Source organism: Sulfobacillus harzensis (genome assembly GCF_012933365.1).
Lineage (GTDB): Bacteria > Bacillota > Sulfobacillia > Sulfobacillales > Sulfobacillaceae > Sulfobacillus_B > Sulfobacillus_B harzensis.
In genome coordinates this window covers 1-5,572 of sequence record NZ_JABBVZ010000155.1, presented here as the reverse complement: position 1 = coordinate 5,572, position 5,572 = coordinate 1, and the positions used below count along the sequence as shown (strand labels likewise).

Here is a 5,572-nt window from a genome sequence, read left to right as displayed (position 1 = left end):
GCAAATGCATATGCAAATGGACCTGCAGGCGCATATGCAGATGCAGATGCAGATGCACCTCCAAATGGAGATGCAAACGGAGAGCAACCAGGGATGCAAACGCCATCCGGAGACGATGCTATACATCTGTCATCTATCATCTATCAGAAAGAGAGAGAGAAAGAAGCGCGTGCGCGTGACTGGGGGCAGGCGATACCTCCCCCCACAGCGGAGCTCCTTTCGCGCTTGGATGCCCGGGAAAACCACCGACGCATCTTGCTAACCGAGACCGATGACCTCGTGAAATGGCACCAACACGGCATGGAATGGGCGGTGATCGACCGCGGACTCACCATCAGTCTCGAGCGCGACAAGCCCTTTGCTTATGCGCTTTCCACGCTTCGGGACTGGTTCGGCAGCGGCAAGCATACTATGGCGCATTTCCTCGGCACCCCGGGCGCTCCGGCCCCGGTGGGGGCTACCCCTAAGCCCGCGGCCACGGCCCCCAAGACCCTCGAGGAGCTGCAACGCGAAGGAGGTCTCGCCCATTGATTGAGCTGCAAGACAACCGGGAACTGCTCGAGGCGGCCGTGTGCCTGTGTGCCGCCCGAGACCAAGAGTTCCCGCCCGATGTCACCGACGACTGGTTCCGCTGGCCGGCGGCCCGCACGGCCTGGCAGCTGATGGCGAAGGCCCGGGCGTCCGGACGGGCCCTGGACTTCGCGGACCTCATGGTGAACCCCGACACCTTTCCGGTCGCCGCGGATGCGCCGGAGATTCTGGCGATGTTCCCCCGGGTGCAAGACGCCGTGCGCGGTCTCCGGGCCTACGTCGACACGGACTGGATTGCCGATCAATACCAGCGCACCCTGAAGGCGCTGCAGAACAATCCCGATCCCCGGGACGTGATGCAGCAGCTGGCGACCGCGTTGGATCACCGCCTCGCCGGCCAACAGGAAGGCCGCCTCATCACCGCCCATGAGGCCGCGTTGGCGCTCTTCGCCGACATCGAACGGCGGGTGAACGGTCAGCGCGACAAGGTGATTGGCTACGGGTGGCCGAGTTGGGACGCCCTGACCTTGGGCATGGAGCCCGGCCAACTCATCCTCGTGGCCGCCCGCCCGGGCATCGGCAAAACCTTGGTCGGCCAGAATCTCACGCGGTTGTGGGTCCGCCAGCGCATCCCCGTGCTGTATTTGAGCTTCGAGATGTCGGCGGAGCGTCTGATGGCCCGCTGGCTCGCCATGGAGAGCGGCGTCAACTCGCTGACCATCGCTCGCGGCAAGCCCAGCGACCAGGAGCTCTCGGACATCACGCATGCCATGGGGTATGTGGCCGAATGGCCGATTCAGGTGTGGGCGGACTCGATTACCCAGGACGAATGTCTGTCCGTGATTCGCCGAGCCGCCCGGCAGCATGGCGTGCGCGTCGTGGTCATCGACTACGCGGGGCTCATCCGCCTGACGCCGCAATACCGGGGCGAGAACAAGACCCAGATGGTTGGCCGGTTGGCGGAGGCCCTCAAACGCGTCGCCGGCGAAGCGCAAGTCCCGGTCATCAGTCTGGTGCAGCTGAAGCGGGCGGCGGATGAGCGCGACGACGGCATCCCGCGGCTGAAAGACCTGCGGGACTCGGGCGACTGGGAAGCCAACGCCGATGTCGTCTGGATGCTGGCCCCCCATACTGACACCGACATCACCGTCGTGCTCGCCAAGAACCGGGATGGCGAGGCCAACATCCAGCTGAGTCTCCGGTGGAAAAAGACCACCAACCTCCTGTGGGACGGGTCCCCCTCGGCGACCGTCCCGGTGGTGCAGGATGACTGACGCCCAGCGACACCAGCTGCGGCTCGAAGCCCGGGCCATGCAATGGCTGCGCGACCATGGGTGGCGTGTCTGGGACAGTGTGCCGGGCGGGGCGGCCTCGCTGGTGGCCGTGCGGTATGGCCGATGGGCCCTGATTGAGGTACGGGATCACGGATTCGGCGACCGAGTAACGTGGAACCGCCTCTGGGAGGCCGCCCGACTGGGACAGGCTCTCCCCTTATGGAAAACCGACAGCGGCTGGTGGCAAGTGGTCGGGCCCGGGAAACCGGGGCAGCCGCGGCCCAAGCGTCGGTGGAGAGAACGCGAGAGGAGCGATTGGATATGACGTGGACATTAGGGATCGATGTGAGCAAATTCCAAAATGTCATCGACTGGCCGACGGTCGTGAAGACCCCGCCAGCCTGGATTGTGACCCAGATAGCGAGCGGCGTCGTGAGCCCGTTGAGCTTTGCGTGGATTCGTATTGGCCAAGGGACCCAGTTAGACCCGCAGTTCGAACGGAACTGGCATGAGGCCCAGGCCCAAGGCCTCCGGGTCGGCGCCTATTATGCCGCCATCCCGGGGGAAGACAACCCGCGGGATCCCATCGCGGATGCCCAGGCCGCAGCGGCGCGGCTATTCGCCTGGTTCAGCCAGGTCGGGGGGGTGCAAGGGCACCAAATGGGCGTGGCCTTGGACTGGGAGATTAACCCGAACAAGGCGCCCGTCGCCTATTGCCAGGCGTGGGGTGCGCAGTTCTGCGCTGGCACGACGGCCGCGATCAAGAATCCCCATCAAGCGACCGCCGTGTATAGCTACCAGTCGTGGTGGACCACGTACGGATGGTCGCTGAAGGCGGACCAACGGCTGTGGGCGGCGCATCCGGTTCCGACGAAGCCCCAAGAACTGGTCCCGGGCAACATTCCCCACTGGGCATGGGAGCTCGCCAGCCAGACCAAGTTCTGGCAGTTCGGGCAGCTGACGTGGCCGGGCATCACCGGGAACGTGGTGGACGTGGATGTCTACACCGGCGCCCCCGAGGTGATGCTCGCCGACTTCGGGTGGACGGCGCCGCTGGTGCCCTCGAGCGGCCCGACCACGGCGCCCCCCATCACCCGAACGTCGGATCCGGTGACAGCGCCGGCCCCGACACCCGCAGACACAGCCCTTACGCATGTGACCCGGGCCCAGCAGGAGTTGTCCCAGGCCGCGGCCCTGTTGAAGACCCAAGCCTAATGCCGGAGGTGGAGACGATGACCCCACAACACGACCGATGGAACGAGGATGAGGCCATCCGGCAGCATGCCCGACTGGTGCCGTGGGTGTACCACCGCATCGCCCCCCACCTCCATCCGGACTTAGCGCCGGAGGACTACCTGCAAGAGGGCTACATCGGGCTCTTGCTCGCGTGGCGCTCTTGGGAACCCGGACGAGCGGCGTTCAGCTCCTACGCCACCCCCTGCATTGCCAACGCGATGCGCATGGCCTCGCGGCACTGCCGCCGGCATGGGGTCCCCACGGTGTCATGGGAGACGCCAGAGGGGGAAGACCGGACCTTGGGCGAGACGCTGCCGGACCCGTTGAACGCGGAGCGCTTCGGACTGGCGGAATGGCGGGCGATGGACTGGGATGCTGCGGCCCGCCGCCTCCTCTCCCCGGCCCAGTATCGCGTGTGGCAGGCCAAGCTGGCCGACCCGGAGGCGGGGCAAGAGGCCCTCGCCGCCCGGGTGCAGCTGACGCAACCCACGGTGCAGCGGCACCTGGCGAATGCCCGGCGGCTGTTCCGGACGCACTGGGGCGACCCGGCCCGGGACTGGGAACCGCGGCCGGTGGGGGTGCCGGTCTAATGGTCCGGCGCTCCGCTGGCAATGCCGGCAAGGCCACGGTGCGGTGCCCCGCGTGCGGGTTCGAGAGTCAGCGGCCCCGGTTGGCCCCGGGGGACATCTTGATTGCGATGAGCTGTCACCAGTGCGGGCACAACATCGTGCTCCGCTGGGACCGATGGAAAGGAGCGAGTGCGTGATGGCACGTTGGACCCTTGAGGACCTCCGAATTCTTAGTCGGGCCCGGACATGGCATGAGGCAGCAGACCAGCTGCCTCACCACGGCCGCGACGGTGTGCGTGCCAAGTGGAAGCAGCTGTACGGGACCGTCCGGCCCCGCCGAGAACCGCCTCGCCGGCTTGCCCCGGTGACGGTGTTGGTTCGGAAATCACGGACGCCGATGGGCCCCGAACAGCAACGCATCGCTCAGATTCTCTCGGCGGTGTATCGGGTGGCCCATCGGGAGCAGGTGGCGGTGGATGTCACGGCGCTGTTGGATGCGATGGGCCACGGCGCCTGGCGCTGGATGAATGGCATCGACTGGGCGGCCAAAGTGGTGGTCGGCCGCGATGTGACGTGAAGGGGACCGCAGGAGGGACGGGTCATGGTGTATCAGCGCAAGCATCGGGACGGACCGATCCGCTTCGCCCCCTCGGATGCACGGCCGGGCGTCATCATCACCCGTCCGATGACAGCCGAAGAACGGGCGCGGTATTGGCCCGAGACGCGAAAGGAGCACAACGTGGTGGATAACCCAGTGGAAAAAACCAGGGAGAACGTGGGGCCACTGAACCCTGAACCGTTCACGCATTTGCCCGGAAGGCATGGGAGCCCGGATTCGGCTGCCCGGACCCGCGACCGGGTGTACGCGCTGGCGGACGAGGGCCTCAGAGCCAGCGAAATCGCTAAACGGTTAGGCATCAAGTCCCAGACGGTGTCGTATCACCTCGGGCGACGCAAGGCCGAGACCCCTTCCCAGCCGGAGGACCCCCAGACACCGGATCAGGGACCATCAGAGGCCGAGGACCATTCCGACTCGACCTCCGACCGTCCGAAGACGGACTGGATTCGGGAGTTCGAAGCGGCGCAGGCCCGTCAGAGGTGGGAGGAGCATCGCCACCGGGAACGGATGTTCGAGCTTGAAGAGGCCTTACTGCGGAAGGAACAGATCATCGACCAGCTTCGCACCCTCGATGCCGCCCGGGCCGAGACCATTGCCGCCCAGTGGGGCCACATCGCTAGTCTCGAGACCATTCTCCAGGCGTACGTGCGCGGGAACGAAGTGATGGGGGGCCTGAGCAATCGTCTGCTGGAGATGGCGCTCGAGCCCGACAACTGGCCCCGCCTGAAGGCAGCCATCCAACTGCTTCTTGAGGCACCGGCCGCCACCCGAACGGAGTCCCAGCCATGATTCGGCGATATTGCGATTACTGCGAGGCGGAAATCCCCCAGGGTGCCATGCGGCATGAGGTGACCATCCGGTCCAAGCTGAACGAGGACCGCGGCCCGGTGACCGACCTCTATCAGGACCTCTGCGACGGCTGCTGGATTGCACTGACGTCGGCCCTGACGAAGAAAGGCCAGCGGACCGGATGAGGTACCTCCACGCGATGCTGGTGTACGGGGTGATTGGGGTGTTGGCCATCTGGCTGGACCGCGGGATGCACTGGCTGTCCGAGCGTGAATGCGCGGGCCCCGGAATCGACCCGGGCCTGTGGATCCTCGCGATGCCGGTGGCGCTGGCGGCTGGCACCTACCTGTGGTTCCAGGACCGGGCCGCGGGGCGCAGAAAGGAGTAGGAATGAACACGCTCATCCACGTCCTGAGCTGGGGCCTCTTCTGGGGTGGGGTGGGCACGCTGGTGTGGATTCGGCGGGGGTGGCGGCGGTGAGCATTCGGGTGGTGGAAGGAGCAACGGTATGAGCGAGGATCGCTTAACTATCGAATGGCACGATGACGGTCTCG

General features: G+C 65.9%; 9 protein-coding genes. All 9 read left to right on the top strand.

The features are described 5' to 3' along the window. The first annotated feature begins 93 nt into the window (after positions 1-93). The 9 genes from HIJ39_RS21145 (at position 94) to HIJ39_RS21105 (ending at position 5,406) form a co-directional block, all read left to right on the top strand. Positions 94-531 (top strand): hypothetical protein, encoded by a 438-nt coding sequence (locus tag HIJ39_RS21145; RefSeq protein WP_169103023.1) that lies wholly within the window; start codon positions 94-96, stop codon positions 529-531. Positions 532-569: 38 nt separating this feature from the next. After that, positions 570-1,805: a DnaB-like helicase C-terminal domain-containing protein gene (locus tag HIJ39_RS21140; protein WP_169103022.1), complete on the top strand. Its 1,236-nt coding sequence runs from the start codon at positions 570-572 to the stop codon at positions 1,803-1,805. Next, entirely contained in the window at positions 1,798-2,130 is a 333-nt protein-coding gene (locus tag HIJ39_RS21135; protein ID WP_169103021.1) for a hypothetical protein, read from the top strand. The genes HIJ39_RS21140 and HIJ39_RS21135 overlap by 8 nt, the downstream gene beginning before the upstream one ends. Further along, positions 2,127-3,020: a GH25 family lysozyme gene (locus tag HIJ39_RS21130; RefSeq protein WP_169103020.1), complete on the top strand. Its 894-nt coding sequence runs from the start codon at positions 2,127-2,129 to the stop codon at positions 3,018-3,020. The genes HIJ39_RS21135 and HIJ39_RS21130 overlap by 4 nt, the downstream gene beginning before the upstream one ends. Positions 3,021-3,037: 17 nt before the next feature. After that, positions 3,038-3,631, top strand: a complete 594-nt coding sequence (locus tag HIJ39_RS21125) for a sigma-70 family RNA polymerase sigma factor (RefSeq protein WP_169103019.1) — start codon at positions 3,038-3,040, stop codon at positions 3,629-3,631. A 175-nt stretch (positions 3,632-3,806) separates the two neighbouring features. Beyond that, positions 3,807-4,187 (top strand): hypothetical protein, encoded by a 381-nt coding sequence (locus HIJ39_RS21120; RefSeq protein WP_169103018.1) that lies wholly within the window; start codon positions 3,807-3,809, stop codon positions 4,185-4,187. Between the two features lie 24 nt (positions 4,188-4,211). Next, positions 4,212-5,018: a winged helix-turn-helix domain-containing protein gene (locus tag HIJ39_RS21115; protein WP_169103017.1), complete on the top strand. Its 807-nt coding sequence runs from the start codon at positions 4,212-4,214 to the stop codon at positions 5,016-5,018. Next, positions 5,015-5,203, top strand: a complete 189-nt coding sequence (locus tag HIJ39_RS21110; protein WP_169103016.1) for a hypothetical protein — start codon at positions 5,015-5,017, stop codon at positions 5,201-5,203. The genes HIJ39_RS21115 and HIJ39_RS21110 overlap by 4 nt, the downstream gene beginning before the upstream one ends. After that, entirely contained in the window at positions 5,200-5,406 is a 207-nt protein-coding gene (locus tag HIJ39_RS21105) for a hypothetical protein (protein ID WP_169103015.1), read from the top strand. Before HIJ39_RS21110 ends, HIJ39_RS21105 begins: the two co-directional genes overlap by 4 nt. Positions 5,407-5,572 lie beyond the last annotated feature (166 nt).